The following is a 17,053-nucleotide window of genomic DNA, read 5'->3' on the forward strand; positions in this document are numbered from 1 at the left end:
GCTCGGTCGTGTGCGCGCCGCCCGGCGCGGTGCTCAGTCGCTCGGCACCGAAGCCGACGCCGGGGCCTGAGCCGACGCCGGAGCCGCAGCCGACGCCGGGGCCGCCACAGAGGCCGAAGGCGCGGCCGCGCTGTCGAGGATGTCGCGCAGCAGCCGGGCCTGCTCCAGCGTGGCCCGCTCGTGCTCGGTGCCGACGGTGCCGCGACGCACCGCCTCGGCGAACGCCGCGACGGTGCCGGCCACCTGGTCCTCGGGCTCCAGCCGCAGCTCCCGGCTGCCGGACGAGTCATCGAGCCGGAGCACGGGGACATGGTCGGCGGGCGGGGTGAACGCCATGTCGAGGGTCAGCCGGCCGGAGCTGCCGCCGATCTCGTAGGAGCTGCGATAGGCGTGGTCGAGGCCGTAGGACAGCTGGACACCGACGCCGTCGCCGGGCCGGCGCAGCAGGGCGGCTCCGGAGGTGTCGACGTCGAAGCCCGCGGCGGCCGTGGTGACGGCGCCCACGACGGTCAGGCCGGTGCCGAGCAGGAGCTGCGCGGCGCGCACCGGGTAGACGCCGGTGTCCCACAGGGCGCCGCCGCCCAGTTCCGGGCGGTAGCGGATGTCTCCGGCCGGGCGCCGGGGCACGGTGAACGTCGCCTGGAAGAAGCGCGGTTCGCCGATGGCGCCCTGCGCGACGAGCCGGCGCACCCGGGCGTGCTGGCCGTGGTGGACGAACATGACGTTCTCCATCAGGGCCAGGCCGCTGCGGCGGGCCAGCGCGAACAGGTCCGCGCTCACCTCCGGGGAGGTGCTCAGCGGTTTCTCGGCCAGCACGTGCTTGCCCGCGCGCAGGGCCCTCTCGACCCACTCGGCGTGCAGCGCGAGCGGCAGCGGGACGTAGACGGCGTCCACGTCGCCGTCCTCGATCAGCCGGGCGTAGTCGGGCAGCACCCGCGCGCCGTAGGGTGCGGCGGCCGCCGCGCCGCGGTCCGGGTCCCGGGAGGCGATCGCGGCGACCTCGAAGGCCGCGGAGCGGGCGAAGGCCGGCAGCATCCGGCGGCGCGCGATCTCCGCACTGCCGAGCACGCCCACGCGAAGGACGTCTGTCACGGTGTCTCCTGGTTCCAGCGGGGCAGCACCCCGGCGGCCAGGGTCTGCGCGAGGCCGGGCGCGGCCCTGTCCTTGGGGGACATCAGGGGTTCCTCGGTGAGGTCCCAGGGCAGGGCCAGTTCGGGATCGAAGGGGTCGATGTCGATCTGGGTGCCCGGCTCGTAGACGGTCGACATCACGTAGCAGATGCAGGTGTCGTCGCTGAGGGCCACGAAGCCGTGGCCCACGCCCTCGGGAATGTAGAGGGAGCGGCCGGAGGACGCGTCGAGGGTGCAGACGTGGTGCCGGCCGAAGGCGGGTGAGCCGACGCGCAGGTCGACGATGATGTCGCGCAGCGCGCCGCGTACGCAGCTGACGTATTTGGCCTGCCCGGGCGGTACGGCCACCGTGTGGATGCCGCGCAGGGTGTTGCGGCGGGACACGGAGTAGCTGATCTGCCGGGGCACGAACGGCTCACCCAGCACCTTCTCGAGTTTGTCGGCGCGCATGCCCTCCCAGAAGGCGCCGCGCTCGTCCGGCAGTTGCTCGGGGGTCACCAGATACGCCCCGGGGATCGACGTCGCGGCGATACGCACCGCGTTCTCCTCTCCTGTCGCAGGGGCCGGGGGCCTGCCGACCGGTTCAGGCCCGGTCGGCCACCAGGCGCTCCAGGTCGCGGACGATCTCGTGGGCCGGGGGCAGCTGGGCCATCTCCCGGGATATCTCCCGTGCCCGCTCGCGGTACGAGGGGTCCTTCAGCAGCAGCTCGCAGGCCGCGTTGATCTCCTCGTAGCCGCCCGACTCGACCAGGGTGGCGGCGCCGTACTCGACGATCCGGCGGGTGGCGGTGGTGGGGTACTCGGGGTGGGCGATCAGCTGCGGGACGCCGGCGTGCAGGGCGGTCATGTCGGTGCCGCCGCCCCCATGGTGAATGATGACGTCGCAGGTGGGGGCCAGTACGTCGAGCGGCACCCAGCCGACGCGCGCCTCGGGCACCTCGTCGCGCAGTTCCGCGGCGACGACCTCGGGGGCGCCGACCACGACCTCGGCGCCGAGCTTGCCGACGCTGCGCGCCATGTCGCGCAGTCCCTCGCCGCTGAACAGCCGGGTTCCGGCGGTGATGTAGACGCGGGGGCGGTCGCCCTTGGTGTACATCCACGGCTCCAGCGGCTTCTGGGGGTTGCCCGGGACCCAGCGCATGAGCTTGGCGGGGACCGCGTCGTCGGGCCGCAGGCTGGGCGGACACACGTCGAGCCACAGGTCGGGGTCGGGCAGCTTCTGCAGGCCCAGTTCGGCGAGGACGGGGGCGAGCACGGGCTCGGCACCCGGGTCGTAGGAACGGGAGTCGATGCGGTCCCATTCCAGGCGCACGCTGGGGATGTCCAGGTGGTCGGCGAGCAGCGGGGCGGTGTAGAACATGCCGCCGCCGACGACGAGGTCGGGGCGCCAGTGGTCGGCCAGGTCGAGCAGGCGGTCCAGGCTGTCCACGGCGATCTCGGCGTAGACCCGGCCCACCGCCTTGAGCTGCTCGGCCGGGTCGTCCGGCATGGCGCCCATGAAGGCACTGACCTCCTCCATCGACACCGGGGAGATCTTCACGGCGGGCAGGCCGACGCTGGCGATGTTGGGCAGCACCCAGTCGATGCCGCCCATGAACACCTGGTGTCCGGCATTGCGTACGGCCGTGGCGAGCGGGGTGTGGGAGAAGATCGGGTAAGGGCTGTTTCCGGGGATGAACAGGACCTTCATGGGCTGTCTCAACCTGCCTTCGTGAGTGCCGCGGCGGCCCGGACTCCCGAGAGCATCGCCGCTTCCGTCGTGGGGGAGTTGAAGTAGTCGCCGGCGAAGACGACCGGGGGTCGCTGTTCCTTCAGCACCGCCACGGAGCGGCGGTAGCGGCCCGGCGCGGGGATGGGGAACCCGTAGGGCCGCTCCGCGATCTGGAACGGCTCGGCGCTCTCCACCGGGAACTCCGGCCACAGCGACGTCAGCATCTTGGTCACCTCGCTGAACTGCTCCTCGGCGGGACGGCCGAGCAGGCGGCGGGTGTTGGCGCGGCCGGGGTAGGTGAACACGAGGAGCTTCTCGACGGGCCGTCCCTGTTCGTCCCGCACCGTGCGCGGGTAGGTGATCATGTTGCGCAGGGGCGGGTCCTCGGGGCCGCCGGCCACGATGTGCGCCTCGGCGGGCAGGGTGCCCCTGTCGACCAGGAACGAGACGGACAGGGCCGGTTCGTACTTCTGCGTCTCCAGGAACCGGCGGGTCTCCTCGCCCACGGTCTGCGCGGGCAGCGTGGCGACGAGCTTGGCCGCGATCGGCGCGGGCGTGGCCACGACGACCTCGTCGAAGGCCTCGCTGACCGGGGTGCCGTCCGGGCCGACGGCGCCGACGACGACGCCGGTGCCGTCCTGCTGGATGCCGGTGACCTCGTGCGACAGCCGCAGCCCGGCCCCCTCGGCGTTCTTCTCGGCGAGGATCTCCATGCCGTTGCGCAGCACGTAGAAGCCGGAGCCGCCCATCCAGGCGAGCAGGGCACGGGCGTGGACGGCGGAGATCTCCTCGCAGGCGAAGTTCCAGAAGCCCTCGATCTGGGGGCGCAGCAGGAAGTCGAAGCCGCGCTTGGAGACCCGCCGGTAGCCCCAGTCGGCGGCGCTCTGCCCGTCGTCGAACGGGGCCGACTTGACCGGGTCGAACAGGTCGAGCTGCTTCTTGCGGGCGACCTGGGCGAGGGTGGTCAGCAGGAAGGCGACCCGGTCGCGCAGCTTGACGTGCCGGTAGCCGAGGAGGCTGAGCGGGGAGTCGGAGGAGAGCGGCACGGCCTTGCCGTGGTCGGAGATCCAGACGTTGCTGGAGATCCGGATCAGCTCGTCCTGCAGCCCGTACTCCTTGATGAGCTGGGTCATCAGCTTGTAGAAGCTGACGTACATCAGGTTGATGCCGACGTCGGGCTCGATCTCCGGGCGGTGCCAGGAGCGGGCCCGGCCGCCGAGTCCGTCCGCCGCCTCGAAGACGACCACCTCGCGGCCGCTGCGCAGCAGTTGACGGGCAGCGGCGCAGCCGGCCATGCCACCGCCGATCACCGCGGTCCTGGTGCGTTGTGTGCGACTGGTCATCGCTCCACCTCCGTCTGCTGGTCCGACCGGGTCAGTGTTCGACGATCTCGTCGTGCGGCCACTCCAGGCCCTGGCCGAGGCCGCCGTCGACGGGCAGGTCGACGCCGGTGGTGAAGGTGGCGTCGAAGCCGAGGAAGAGCACCGCGTCGGCGACCTCCTCCGGGGTGCCGAAGCGGCGCATGGGGGTCAGCTCGACGCCCTCCTTGATGTTGGCGGCGCGCAGTTCGTCGGAGATCTCGGCGATGCCCATGGTGGGGGTGTCGGTGAAGCCGGGGCTGACCGTGTTGACGCGGATGCCGCGGGGCAGCAGCTCGGAGGCGAAGACCTTGGAGAAGGCGCGGATGGCGGACTTCATGCCGGTGCCGACGCTGGTGGCGACGAAGCCCATGCCGACGGCGACGGCGGTGGTGAAGACGAACGAGCCGCCGTTCTTGACCAGGGGCGCGAGCCGCTGCGCGGTGAAGAAGGCGCCCTTGGTGTTGGTGTCGAACATGCGGTCGTAGGTTTCCTCGGTGACCTGGCTGAGGGAACCGAACTTCAGGTAACCGACGTTGACGAAGACGAAGTCGACCTCGCCCAGCGTCTCCTGGACCGCCGTGCCGAGGGCGTCGATGTCGGACATGCTCGCCGCGTCGGAGCGCAGCACGTGGGCCCTCGGGCCGAGTTCGGCGCGGGCGGCCTCGATGTTCTTCTCGTTGAGACCGGTGAGCAGCACCTCCGCTCCGCCGTCGAGGAGCTTCTTCACCACGGCCATGCCGATGCCGTGGGTGCCGCCGGTGACCACGGCCTTCTTGCCGGCGTACTTGTTCATGACACCTTCCGGTTGGAGATCGGGGGCCTTCATGGCCCGTTGTGTGGTCCCTGGCGGGGGATCAGACGATGTGGACCTCGGGCACGTAGAGGATCCACTTGCCGCCCGCGGCCCGGAACTCCCGTTCCTTCGCCAGGATTTCCTCGGCGTGGTTCCAGGCGAAGAGCAGGGCGTAGTCGGGGTAGGGCTGGGAGAACTGCTCGGACGGCCGGATGGGGATGTGCGTGCCCGGGGCGAGCCGGCCCTGCTTGGCCGGGGTGTTGTCGCAGATGAACGGGACCAGGTCGGGGCCGATCCCGCAGTAGTTGAGGACGGTGGCGCTCTTCGCGGTGGCGCCGTAGCCGACCACCGAGTGGCCCTGCTCGCGCAGGTCGGTGAGCAGCCGCACCAGGTCGCGGCAGCTCTTCTCCACGTGCCGCGCGAAGCGGTGGTAGGTCTCCGGCCGGCCCAGGCCCGTCTCGCGCTCGCGCTCGATGTGCTCGGTGACGGCCGCGGAGACGGTGCGCCGTCCGGGCCGGGCGATGGTGTACCGCATGGACCCGCCGTGCACGGACAGCGGCTCCACGTCGGCCAGTTCGAAGCCGAAGCGCCGGGCCATGGCCTGCACGGAGCCGACCGAGAAGAGGTAGAAGTGCTCGTCGTAGATCTGGTCGAAGGCGTTCTGCCCGATGATCGAGCCCAGGTAGCGGTCCTCGATGACGAAGACGCCGTCGGGTCCGAGCAGCGCGTCCACGCCCCGGAACACCGAGTCGATGTAGGCGATGTGGCTGACGGTGTTCGCGGAGAAGATCACGTCGGCGGGTCCGTCGGCCGCGGCGATGTCGCGTGCGCTGGAGTCCTGGAAGAAGTCCGTGCGCACCCGCACGCCCGCGGCCCTGGCGAACTCGGCGACCTGCGCGGAGGGGTCGACGCCGAGGTGGCGCACGCCGGCCTGGCCGATCGTCTTCAGCATGGTCCCGTCGTTGGAACCGATCTCCACCACGAACGGGTCGTCGACGGCGAGTTCGCCGTCCAGCAGCCGGTGCGCGTACTTCTCGAAGTGCTCGCGCATCACGGCCGAGCCCGCCGAGCGGTACGGGTAGTCCTCGTGGAACATCTTCTCGCGGGGCACCTCTTCGATGAGCTGCACCATGGTGCACTCGGTGCAGACTCCGGCGGCCAGCCGGAAGCAGAACTCGCTGCCCGCCGTCTCCGGCGTCACGAAGGAATCGGAGACGGGCTGCCGGCCGAAGTCGAAGAACTCATCGACCGGGCCACCGCAGATTCGGCATGGGACCATGGACGGATTCCTTTGCGTGTCGAGGGCGGGCGGTTTGACGCGCCGGGGACGCGAGCGCACGAGTCCATGCTGTCGACGGCCGGGCAGGGGGGTCCATGAGCGGGCCGCCTCATGTGTCAGGTCAGCGGCATGCCCCGGCGCGGAGAAACGGCGCGGGCCCTTCGCCGGGGTGGCGAAGGGCCCGCGCCGGGGCGTTCGGCGGTCAGGAACCGGCCGGGACGGACTCCTGCCGGGCGGCGGCCGGCTCGTCCTCGGCCGGCGGGGTGCCGCCCACCTTGCGCAGCAGGGTCACCGCCAGCACCGCGGTGACGGCGATGAGCGAGGCGCAGACGACGCCGACGACGTTCAGCCCGCCGGTGTACGCCTCGCGCGCCGCGGCCAGCACCTGGTCGCGCAGGTCAGAGGGCAGCTCCTGGGCGGCGACGATCGCGCCTTCCATGCCGTCGCGCACCGCCTGGGCCTGCTCGGCCGGCACGCCCTGCGGGACGGTGATGTCCCCGCGGTAGAGCGCGGTGCCCAGGCTGCCGAACGCCGCGACGCCGAGCGAGACGCCGAACTCGCCGCTCGTCTCGGACAGGGAGGCGGCGGAACCGCCCTTCTCCGGCGGGGCGGAGCTGACCACCAGGTTGGTGCCCAGGGCGCCGATCGGTCCCGTACCGAAGAAGGCGATCACGAAGCCGGTGATCAGCAGCGGGAGCCCGCCCACCGGGTCGACGAACGCGACCAGGAGGTAGCCGACGGTCGTCAGGGTGAGACCGCCGCCGATCACCAGGCCCATGGGCAGCCGCTTGGTCAGGCTGGGGGCGATCATCGCCGCCACGATCGAGGCGAGCGCCGACGGCACCATCCACATGCCGGCGGCGGTGGGCGACAGGCCCTCGACCATCTGCAGGTAGCCGGTGATGAACAGGTAGCTGCCGCCCATGGTGGCCATCGCCAGCATCAGCACGAGCAGCGCCGAGGTGAAGGCGCCGGAGCGGAACAGGCGCAGGTCGAGCAGCGGGTGCGTCAGCCGGGTCTGGCGGCGGACGAAGAGCACACCGACGGCCAGGCCGGCCGCGATCACCAGCAGGGGCAGCGGCTGCCAGCCGTAGCGGGCGATCTCCTTGAGGCCGAAGATGACCGGCAGGATGGTGCCCAGGGAGAGCGCGACGCTGAACAGGTCGAGCCGGCCGCCGTCGGGGTCACGGTACTCGGGGAGCAGGACGGGACCGGCGATCAGCAGGATCACCATGACCGGGACGCCGAGCAGGAAGACCGAACCCCACCAGAAGTAGTCCAGCATCACGCCGCCGATCATGGGGCCGAGCGCGGTGCCCGCCATGAAGCAGCTGGCCCACACCGCGATGGCCCGACCGCGCTGCCCCGGGTCCTGGAACATGTTGCTGATCAGCGCGAGCGTGGAGGGCATCAGGGTGGCCGCGGCGACACCGAGCAGCGCCCGGGTGGCGATCAGCATCTCGGCGCTGGTGGAGTAGGCCGCCAGCAGTGAGGTGGCGCCGACGAAGGTGGCGCCGATCAGCAGCAGCCTGCGCCGGCCGATCCGGTCGCCGAGCGTTCCCATGGTGACCAGGAAACCGGCGATCATGAAGCCGTAGATGTCCATGATCCACAGCGTCTGGGTGCCGGTGGGGTGCAGGGACTCCGCCAGGTGCGGCAGCGCGAGGAAGAGCACGCTCTGATCGAGCGCCAGCAGCAGCGTGGGCAGGGCGAGCACGGCGAGACCGAGCCACTCACGGGTCCCTGCCTTCACCGGCGTCGCCGGGGAGACATGAGATGACATGGGTGTCCTTCCAGGGTCGGGGACGGTGTGGTGCGGACCACGTAAACGGTGCGGGGGAGCGTCAGCCGGGGTAGGGCCGTACGGCCCGCGCGTCGCGCAGGGTGCGCCCCCACCAGGTCAGCTGGTCGAGCATCGTCTTGGCGGCGGCCTCGCACTCCGTGGCGTTCACCGGCCGGCCCTGCTCGTCGAAGCGGTTCCAGTACTCGGGGAAGGCGACGGAGTCACGGACCGTCACGGCGTGCAGACCGGGCAGGATCTCGCGCAGATGGGCGACGGCGCGCAGACCGCCGGCGATGCCGCCGTAGGAGACGAACGCGACCGGTTTGCCCTTCCACTCGTCGACGTACCAGTCGATGGCGTTCTTGAGCGAGGCGGGGAAGCTGTGGTTGTACTCCGGGGTCACGATGATGAACGCGTCGGCGCGGGCCAGCCACGGCGCCAGGTCCTGGACGGCGGCCGGCCGCTCCGCGTGCTCGTCCGCCGGCAGCACGTCGGGCAGCCACACTTTCGCCAGGTCGATCACGTCGACGGCGAGATCCTCGCGCTTGGCCGCCTCGTCCGCGATCCAGCGGGCCGCCGTGGGCCCGAATCGGCCGTTGCGGATGCTGCCGATGATGACGGACACCCGCAGTTTCGGCTCAGGCATGGTTCCCCTCCGTGGGCTCGGGTCCTCGGCTCCCACGGTGCCCGGCACCGCTCCCGGCCCACTCCCGGTCCGCTCTCGGTCCCTCTCGGTCCTCTCGGCCGGTGCCTCCTGGCCGGCGCCGCGCGGTCACCCCCGGCCGGACGCCCCGGTCACGGCCGGCCGGACGCCCCACCGGTCACCCCGGTCACGGTCGGCCGAACGCCCCGGCCGGACGTCTCCCGGTCGCTCCCGGCCGGTAACTACCGGCCGTCTTCGCGCCGCATCGTCCTGTCGCGGGCCGCCCGGTTCGGCTAGCGTGATCACATGCGTTTCGGGGTGCTCGGCCCGCTGGCGGTGTGGACGGACGAAGGGCGGCCGGTGCGGGTGCCGGAGCTGAAGGTGCGTGCTCTGCTCACCGCGCTGTTGATCCACCGTGGCCGGCCCGTGTCCGTGGACCGGCTGATCGACGACCTGTGGGGCGAGCAGCTGCCGAGCAACCCCGCCGGCGTCCTGCAGAACAAGGTGTGGCAGCTGCGCCGGGCCTTGGAGGACGCCGCGCCCGGCGGCCGGGACCTGGTGGTCTCCCGCCCGCCCGGCTACGAGCTCGTGGTCCCGCCCGGGTCCGTCGACGCCGACCGCTTCCTCGACCTGACGGCCCGCGCCCGCCACAGCACCGATCCCCGCACCCGGACGAACCTGCTGACCGAGGCGCTGGCCCTGTGGCGGGGGCCGGCGTTCGCCGACTTCGTCGACGAGGAGTTCGCCCGCACCGCCGCCGACCGCCTGGAGGAGCAGCGGCTGACGGCGCTGGAGGAGCAGGCCGAGGCCCGGCTGGAACTCGGCGAGCACGCCCTGGTCGCCGACGAGTTGGCAGACCTGGTGGGGTCGCATCCGCTGCGGGAACGGCTGCGTACGGCCCACATCCGCGCCCTGTATCTCGCCGGCCGGCAGAGCGCCGCCCTCACCAGTTACGGGGAGCTGCGCGAGCGGCTCGCCGAGGAGCTGGGCGTGGACCCCTCCCCCGAGCTGGCCGCGCTGCACCAGGCGATCCTCACCCAGAGCCCGGCCCTGGCGGCCGCGCCGTCGCCGAGCACCACCGCGGCCCGGCCGCCGACGAACCTGCCCGCGCCGCCGGTCGACCTGATCGGCAGGGACGCGCTCATCGAGCGGCTGCGCGCACTCGTGGGCCGGCACCGGCTGGTGACCCTCACCGGCTCGGGCGGCGTGGGCAAGACCCAGCTCGCCCTGGCGACCGCGGCCGCGGTCGGCCCGGAGTTCCCCGGCGGTGTCTGGCTGGCGGAGTTCGCCTCCCTCGACCGCTCCGCCACGTCGGCCACGGAGGTGCACGAGGTGGTCGAGGCGGTGCTCGGCGTGCGCGACGACATCACCTCCTCCCCCTCCCCCGACGGTGACCCGCTCTCCTCCACCGCGCGGGTGGCGCACGCCCTCGGCGACGAGCGGGCCCTGCTGGTCCTCGACAACTGCGAGCATGTCGTCGAGCCGGTGGCCGAGTTGGCGGCCCGGCTGCTCAGGGCGGCGCCGCGGCTGCACATCATGACCACCAGCCAGACCTCGCTCAGCGTGGGCGGCGAGCGGCTCGTGGAGGTGCCTCCGCTGGACCTGCCGCAGTCCGCCGCGGGCCTGAGCACCGAGGACGTGCTGCGGTTCAGCGCCGTCGAGCTCTTCGCGGCGCGGGCCGCCGCGGCCGCCCCCCGCTTCCGGCTGAGCGAGGAGACCATCGCCCCCGTGGTCTCCGTCTGCCGCCGCCTCGACGGTATCCCGCTGGCACTGGAGATGGCGGCCACCCGGGTGCGCGCCCTGGGCGTGCACGAGCTGGCCGCCCGCCTCGACGACCGGTTCACGCTGCTGGCCGCCGGGACCCGTGACGCACCGGCGCGCCACCGCACGCTGCGCGCGGTCATCGACTGGAGCTGCGGCCTGCTGAGCACCCGGGAGCGGGCGGTGCTGCACCGCCTGGCCGTGCACGCCGACGGCTGTTCGCTGGCGGCGGCGGAGGAACTGTGCGCGGGTGCCGGCGTGGACCACACGGAGGTGCTGGACCTGCTGGCCCGTCTGGTGGACTGCTCCCTGGTGGTCATGAGCGACGGCGTCGACGGGCCGCGCTACCGGCTGCTGGAGTCCGTCACCGCGTACTGCCTGGAGCAGTTGCGCGAGAGCGGTGAGCTGGAGACGCTGCGGCTGCGCCACCGCGCCTACTACACGGCGTTCGCCGAGCGGGCCAGGCCGCATCTGCGTGGCCACGGGCAGCGGGAGTGGCTGCGCCGGCTCGACAGCGAGACGGCGAACCTGCGCACCGCGCTGGAGAGCGCCCTGCACAGCGGGGACGGCGAGCTGGCCCTGCGGCTGGTCAACGCCCTGGCGTGGTACTGGCACCTGCGCGGCCGCAACCGCGAGGCGGAACGTTCCCTGACCGCGGCGCTCGCCCTGGTGCCGCGGACCCCGGTCACCCCGGCCGTCGCCGAGGCGACGGCCTGGCTGGGCGGGACCAGGCTGCTCCTCGGCGGCGGCAAGGACCCGCTCGCCGAGTACCGCGCCGCGCTGCGCCCCTACGAGGAGCTGGACGACCCCGGCGGCGAGGCGCACGCCCAGTGGTTCCTGGGGTCCAACCTGTACGGCGTCGGGGACCTGGGGCCCAGCGAGGAGCTGGTCGAGCGGGCGCTGATGACGTTCCGGTCGCTGGAGGACCGCTGGGGCACGGCGGCGGCGCTGAGCAGCCGGGCGTTCATCGCCAAGCTGCGCGGCGAGTTCGGCGCGCTGCGCAGGTACGGCGAGCAGAGCCTGGGGATCTTCCGCGAACTGGGCGACCGGTGGGGGCAGTTGCGGGCCATGGTGCCGCTGCAGACGCTGGCCGAGGTGGTCGGGGACTACCCGCAGGCCGGGCGGCTGCTGCGCGACGGGCTGCGCATGGCGGAGGACCTGGAGCTGTGGCCCGAGGTGTCGTTCCACCTCTCGGGGCTGGGCCGGATCTCCCTGCTCACCCGGGACTACGCGATGGCCCGGGAGTACCACGAGCGGGCCCGGCGGCTCGCCGTGGGGCAGTCGGACGACTTCGGCGAGCAGTTCGCCGAGATGGGGCTCGCCATGGGGGCCCGCCGGGAGGGCGACCTGGACACTGCCGAGCGTCACCTGCGCAACGTGCTCGACGTGCACCGGCGCATGGGCTACCAGCCCGGCGTGCCCGCGCTGATCCTCGCCGAGCTCGGGTTCGTCGCCGAGTTGCGCGGTGACCCGCGGACCGCCCTGGAGTTGCAGCGGGACGGCCTGAGGGTGGCGCAGGAGTCGGGTGATCCCCGAGCGGTTGCCCTGGGTCTGGAGGGTCTGGCCGGGGCGCAGCTCCTGGCTGGCCACGCCGAGCGGGCGGCGTGCCTGCTCGGCGCGGCCGCCGCGGCCCGGGCACGCGTGGGCACTCCCCTGCCCGAGGGCGAGCGGGACGACGTGGACCGGATCGCGGCGGGCGCCCGTGAGCGGCTGGGCGAGGAGCGGTTCACCACCGCCTACGAACGGGGCGGAACGCTGAGCCCCGAGGAGGCGGCGCAGGAGAGGGCGGCCGGCGAGCAGGTGTGACCCACGGGCCGTGCGGCCGGGCACGCGCCTGGGCCCGCACGGCGCCGACCGCGGCGCCCCGCCCCGTGCACCGACCGCGGTGCCTTGCCCCGTACACCGGCTCGGCTCCCGCCTCCCCTGCCCGGCGGCACCGGCCGGATTGCCCTTCCGGCATGAGTGAATAGCACTGAGTGCGTCACGCCAAGCAGGACATGACAGAGTCCAAGAACATATCAACGGACCTCCGCGGCGGCGCCGTTAGCCTCACTTACGCACTCCCGGAAAATCCTACGGACATCACCCATTGGCCGAAGAATCGATCCGGAAGGACAAAGTGAAGGCTCTCGTACTGTCCGGCGGGATGGGAACCCGGCTTCGGCCCTTCACCTATTCCACGCCGAAACAGCTGATTCCGGTCGCCGGCAAGGCGGTTCTGGAACATGTCATCGACAATATCCTGGCTGCGGGCATCACCGATATCGGCGTGATCGTCGGCGACCGGTCGGAGAAGATCCGCGAGGTGATGGGCGACGGGTCCCGGTTCGGCGCCCGCATCACCTACATCCACCAGGCACAGCCACTCGGGCTGGCCCACTGCGTGCTGGTCGCCCGGGAATTCCTGGGTGCCGACGATTTCCTGATGCACCTCGGCGACAATGTCCTGTCGGAGGGAATAACGGAAATCGCGCGGACTTTCACCGCGCAGCGGCCGGACGCCCAGATCGTCGTCCAGAAAGTCGCCGATCCGCGGGCTTTCGGGGTCGCCGAGATCGACGAGTCGGCCACGGTGACCCGGCTGGCCGAGAAACCGGCCGTACCGCGCAGCGATCTCGCCCTGGTCGGTGTCTACTTCTTCACTCCGGCCATTCACCGGGCGGTCGACAGCATTCGGCCGAGCGCGCGCGGGGAGCTGGAGATCACCGACGCGATCCAGTGGCTCGTGGAGCACGGAGCCCGGGTGAAGGCGAGCGAGTACTTCGGTTTCTGGGCCGACACCGGGAACGTCGACGCCGTCCTCGAATCCAATCGCAGGCTGCTGGACGAGGTGCGCCCGCAGCGGCACGGCGAGGTGGACGACGCCAGCGTACTGACCGGTCCGGTGGTGCTCTCCCCGGGTGCGCGCGTGGTGCGCTCCCGCATCGAGGGGCCGGCGTACATCGGCCCCGGGAGCGTGGTGGAGGACAGCCACCTCGGGCGCTACACCGCGATCGGCGCCGGGTGCGCGGTGCGGCGCACGCTCATCGAGGACTCGATCGTGCAGGACGGGTCCTCACTGTCGGACCTGCGCGGGCTGAGCGGCTCGCTCATCGGCAGGACCGCCTCGGTGACGGCCACCCGCCGGCACCGGCTGATCGTCGGGGACGACTCCCGGGTGGAGGTCGCATCATGAGAATCCTGGTCACGGGCGGCGCCGGCTTCATCGGCTCGCACTACGTGCGCGCCGTGCTCGACGACCGCTATCCGCAGGCCGTCGGCGCCCGGGTCACCGTCGTCGACAAGCTGACCTACAGCGGCAACCTCGCCAACCTGCCGGTCGGCGCGGAGCGTCTGGACTTCGTCCACGGCGACATCTGCGACGCCGGACTGCTGCGGGAGCTGCTGCCCGGCCACGACTCGATCGTGCACTTCGCGGCCGAGTCGCACGTCGACCGCTCCGTGGCGGCCGCCGCCGACTTCGTCCGCACCAACGTCATGGGCACCCAGGTGCTGCTCGACTGCGCGCGCCTCGCCGGCGTGGAGCGGATCGTGCACGTCTCCACCGACGAGGTCTACGGGTCGATCGCGTCCGGGTCGTGGACCGAGACCTGGCCGCTGGCGCCCAACTCGCCCTACGCGGCGTCCAAGGCCGCCTCCGACCTCGTGGTCCGCTCCTGCTGGCGCACCCACGGGCTGGACGTGTCGATCACTCGCTGTTCCAACAACTACGGCCCCTACCAGCACACCGAGAAGCTCATCCCGCTCTTCGTCACCAACCTCCTGGAGGGCAAGCCGGTGCCGCTGTACGGGGACGGGCACAACGTCCGCGAGTGGATCCACGTCGAGGACCACTGCCGCGCCGTGGAGATGGTGCGCGCCAGGGGCCGGGCCGGGGAGGTCTACAACGTGGGAGGGGGTGTCGAGCGGACCAACCTGGAGCTCACCCACCAGCTGCTTCAGCTGTGCGGCGCCGACGCGTCCGCCGTCCGCCGGGTGGCCGACCGGCTGGGGCACGACGACCGCTACTCCCTCGACGGCACGAAGATCCGCGAGGAGCTGGGCTTCGAGCCGGCGGTGCCGTTCGAGCGCGGTCTGCGCGAGACCGTCGACTGGTACCGGGACCACCCCGGCTGGTGGAAGGACGTCAAGTACGCCGCCACCTCGGAGGCGGTCCGATGAGCGCGCCGGCACCGGCCCTGCGCAGCCGCGACGAGCAGGCGGCCGGACCGGACCGCCTCATCCGCTCGGTGCTCACCGCGCACGGCCGCGGTCCGCGTACCGAGGAGTTCGTGCCGTGGCTGGCGGAACGCGCGCGGACCCACCGGTACCGGGTGGAGCGCATCCCGTTCGCCGACCTCGACAGCTGGTCCTTCGCGCCGGGGACCGGCAACCTCGTGCACCGCAGCGGCCGGTTCTTCACGGTGGAGGGCATCCACGTCACCCATCCCGAGAACCCGGTCCCGGAGTGGCGCCAGCCGATCATCAACCAGCCGGAGGTCGGCATCCTGGGCATCCTGGCCAAGGAGTTCGACGGCGTCCTGCACTTCCTGATGCAGGCGAAGATGGAGCCGGGCAACCCCAACCTGGTGCAGTTGTCGCCGACCGTGCAGGCGACCCGCAGCAACTACACGAAGGTGCACCAGGGAGCGGACGTGAAGTACCTCGAGTACTTCCTGAACGTACCGCCGGAGCGGGTGATCGCCGATGTGCTCCAGTCGGAGCACGGCTCCTGGTTCCTGCGCAAGGCCAACCGGAACATGCTGGTGGAGGCGGAGGGCGAGGTCCCGCTGGAGGACGGCTTCTGCTGGCTGACCCTCGGGCAGATCGGGGAGCTGCTGCGCCTCGACAACGTGGTGAACATGGACGCGCGTACCGTCCTCGCCTGCGCCCCGGTGCAGCCGGCCGAGACCGGAGCGCTCCATTCCGACCTGGGGCTGCTGTCCTGGATCACCGCCGAGCGCGCCCGCCACGACCGCCGGGTGCGGTCGGTGCCGCTCGCCGAGGTGACGAACTGGGTGCGCGGCGACTGGTCCATCGACCATGTGCCGGAGGGCTACTTCCGCGTGATGGCGGTCGCGGTGGAGGCCGCCGGCCGGGAGGTCGCGCAGTGGACCCAGCCCTTGATCGAACCGCTCGGTCTCGGGGTCACGGCGTTCGTGACCCGTCGCTTCGGCGGTGTCCCGCACCTGCTCGTGCGGGCCCTCCCGGAGGGTGGCCTCCTGGAGACGCTGGAGCTGGCGCCGACGGTGCAGTGCGTACCGGACAACTACCGCCATCTCGGCCCCGCACAGCGCCCGCGCTTCCTCGACCTCGTGCTCGGCGCCGACGAGAAGCAGATCCGCTACGAGGCGGTGCACTCCGAGGAGGGCGGCCGCTTCTATCACGCGCAGAGCCGTTACCTGTTCGTCGAGGCGGACGAGTCGCAGGCACCCACCGAGCCGCCTGCGGGGTTCTGCTGGATCACGCCCGGGCAGCTCAACGCGCTGGTGCGGCACAGCCGGTACGTCAACGTGCAGGCACGTTCACTGCTCGCCTGTCTCAACACCGCCGCGGTGACGCTCTGAGGGGGCGTCCCCGGCCCGACAGTAAGGACTCACTCCATGGTGGCTGCGGGTATGCAAGTGGCCCCCGAAGCAGGCGTTCTGCAGCGACTCGGCAGGTACGCCAGGCTGGTCAAGTTCCAGTTCGTCCTCGACTTCCTCCTCGCGCTGGTCATCGTGTGGACGGCGATGGAGCCGGGCGCCCGCCTGGACGGGCAGGTGCTCCTGACGCTGCTGGTGTTCGCCCTGGGGAAGGTGGGCGTGCTGTCCGCGGTCATGACGCTGGACGACGTGACCGGCGTCAAGGACGGCAGCGACACGGCGAACTACCTCTCCGACGGCAACACCGAGCTGCGGCCGCTCAAGCGCAAGCCGCTGCTGACCGGCGAGCTCACCGTGCACCAGGCGCAGCGGTTCGGGTACCTGGCCCTGGGGTGGGGGGCGCTGTGGTGGCTGGTGGCGGTGCTCGCGGCACCGCACGCGCCCGTGTGGGGTGTCGTGGTCACCACGCTGCTGCTCGTGTTCAGCCCGCAGTACTCGTGGGGTCTGAAGCTCAGCTACGTCGGGCTCGGTGAGCTGCTGCTGCTCTTCTCGGCCACGGCGTTCGTGCTGTCCCCCTACTCCCTGACCGCCGGTGACCTGCCCGCGCTGGTGCTGGTGGAGGCGCTGCTGTTCGGGTTCGGGCAGCTGCTGATATCCGGCTACTCCAACACCCAGGACATCGAGGGGGACGCGGCGGTGGGCCGGCGCACCGTCGCGGTGATGACGTCGAAGCGCGGCAACCAGGTGTTCCTGGGGGCGCTGACGGCGGTGAACCTCCTGGTGATCCTCGGGCCGTACGCCGCGGGATGGATCCCCGGGTGGTTCGTGGTGGCGACCGTGCCGCTGATGGCGCTGCGGCTGCGCCAGTACGTCTCCTTCCTGCGCGACGGCCACGCGCTGCTGGCACGCTCCCGTGGCGTGGTGGTCTTCCGGACGACCGTCGCCTGTGTGCTGCTGTTCAACGTGGCGCACCACTGGTTCTGAGCGTGCGGGGCCCGGTACGCGGAGCAGTGGCACCACCGCCGCTC

The 17,053-nt window shown here is 71.8% G+C and carries 13 protein-coding genes; 5 read left to right on the plus strand and 8 right to left on the minus strand.

The genetic code is table 11. The annotated features are described in order from the left end of the window. Nucleotides 1–33: 33 nt before the first annotated feature. The 8 genes from AC07DA_RS32835 to AC07DA_RS32870 all read right to left on the minus strand — a co-directional run bounded on the left by AC07DA_RS32835 (nt 34) and on the right by AC07DA_RS32870 (nt 8,703). Nucleotides 34–1,092 (minus strand): Gfo/Idh/MocA family protein, encoded by a 1,059-nt coding sequence (locus tag AC07DA_RS32835; protein ID WP_479131886.1) that lies wholly within the window; start codon nt 1,090–1,092, stop codon nt 34–36. Further along, nucleotides 1,089–1,667: a dTDP-4-dehydrorhamnose 3,5-epimerase family protein gene (locus tag AC07DA_RS32840; RefSeq protein ID WP_479131887.1), complete on the minus strand. Its 579-nt coding sequence runs from the start codon at nt 1,665–1,667 to the stop codon at nt 1,089–1,091. The genes AC07DA_RS32835 and AC07DA_RS32840 overlap by 4 nt, the downstream gene beginning before the upstream one ends. 46 nt (nt 1,668–1,713) lie before the next feature. Beyond that, nucleotides 1,714–2,832 (minus strand): nucleotide disphospho-sugar-binding domain-containing protein, encoded by a 1,119-nt coding sequence (locus AC07DA_RS32845; RefSeq protein ID WP_479131888.1) that lies wholly within the window; start codon nt 2,830–2,832, stop codon nt 1,714–1,716. Further along, nucleotides 2,829–4,184: an FAD-dependent oxidoreductase gene (locus tag AC07DA_RS32850; protein ID WP_479131889.1), complete on the minus strand. Its 1,356-nt coding sequence runs from the start codon at nt 4,182–4,184 to the stop codon at nt 2,829–2,831. The genes AC07DA_RS32845 and AC07DA_RS32850 overlap by 4 nt, the downstream gene beginning before the upstream one ends. A 31-nt stretch (nt 4,185–4,215) precedes the next feature. Then, nucleotides 4,216–4,995, minus strand: a complete 780-nt coding sequence (locus AC07DA_RS32855) for an SDR family oxidoreductase (RefSeq protein WP_479131890.1) — start codon at nt 4,993–4,995, stop codon at nt 4,216–4,218. A gap of 61 nt (nt 4,996–5,056) precedes the next feature. Further along, nucleotides 5,057–6,274, minus strand: coding sequence for a methyltransferase domain-containing protein (locus AC07DA_RS32860; protein WP_479131891.1), 1,218 nt, complete (start codon nt 6,272–6,274; stop codon nt 5,057–5,059). A gap of 202 nt (nt 6,275–6,476) precedes the next feature. Further along, nucleotides 6,477–8,057 (minus strand): MFS transporter, encoded by a 1,581-nt coding sequence (locus AC07DA_RS32865; protein WP_479131892.1) that lies wholly within the window; start codon nt 8,055–8,057, stop codon nt 6,477–6,479. Nucleotides 8,058–8,118: 61 nt separating this feature from the next. Next, entirely contained in the window at nt 8,119–8,703 is a 585-nt protein-coding gene (locus tag AC07DA_RS32870; RefSeq protein ID WP_479131893.1) for an NADPH-dependent FMN reductase, read from the minus strand. 303 nt (nt 8,704–9,006) lie between these two features. Here AC07DA_RS32870 and AC07DA_RS32875 point away from each other — a divergent pair, with 303 nt between their 5' ends. From AC07DA_RS32875 to AC07DA_RS32895, 5 genes are all read left to right on the plus strand, one after another. After that, nucleotides 9,007–12,267 carry a BTAD domain-containing putative transcriptional regulator gene (locus tag AC07DA_RS32875; RefSeq protein WP_479131894.1) on the plus strand — a complete coding sequence of 1,087 codons (3,261 nt, stop codon included), beginning with the start codon at nt 9,007–9,009 and terminating at the stop codon, nt 12,265–12,267. Between the two features lie 313 nt (nt 12,268–12,580). Then, nucleotides 12,581–13,636, plus strand: coding sequence for a glucose-1-phosphate thymidylyltransferase (locus tag AC07DA_RS32880; RefSeq protein ID WP_479131941.1), 1,056 nt, complete (start codon nt 12,581–12,583; stop codon nt 13,634–13,636). Further along, nucleotides 13,633–14,622 carry a dTDP-glucose 4,6-dehydratase gene (gene rfbB / locus AC07DA_RS32885; RefSeq protein WP_479131895.1) on the plus strand — a complete coding sequence of 330 codons (990 nt, stop codon included), beginning with the start codon at nt 13,633–13,635 and terminating at the stop codon, nt 14,620–14,622. The genes AC07DA_RS32880 and rfbB overlap by 4 nt, the downstream gene beginning before the upstream one ends. Next, nucleotides 14,619–16,007, plus strand: coding sequence for an NDP-hexose 2,3-dehydratase family protein (locus tag AC07DA_RS32890; protein ID WP_479131896.1), 1,389 nt, complete (start codon nt 14,619–14,621; stop codon nt 16,005–16,007). The genes rfbB and AC07DA_RS32890 overlap by 4 nt, the downstream gene beginning before the upstream one ends. A gap of 57 nt (nt 16,008–16,064) precedes the next feature. Then, complete coding sequence (locus AC07DA_RS32895; protein WP_479131897.1) at nt 16,065–17,009, plus strand: UbiA family prenyltransferase; 945 nt, start codon at nt 16,065–16,067, stop codon at nt 17,007–17,009. Nucleotides 17,010–17,053: the final 44 nt, after the last annotated feature.

This window comes from Streptomyces sp. NPDC044921 (assembly GCF_056432865.1).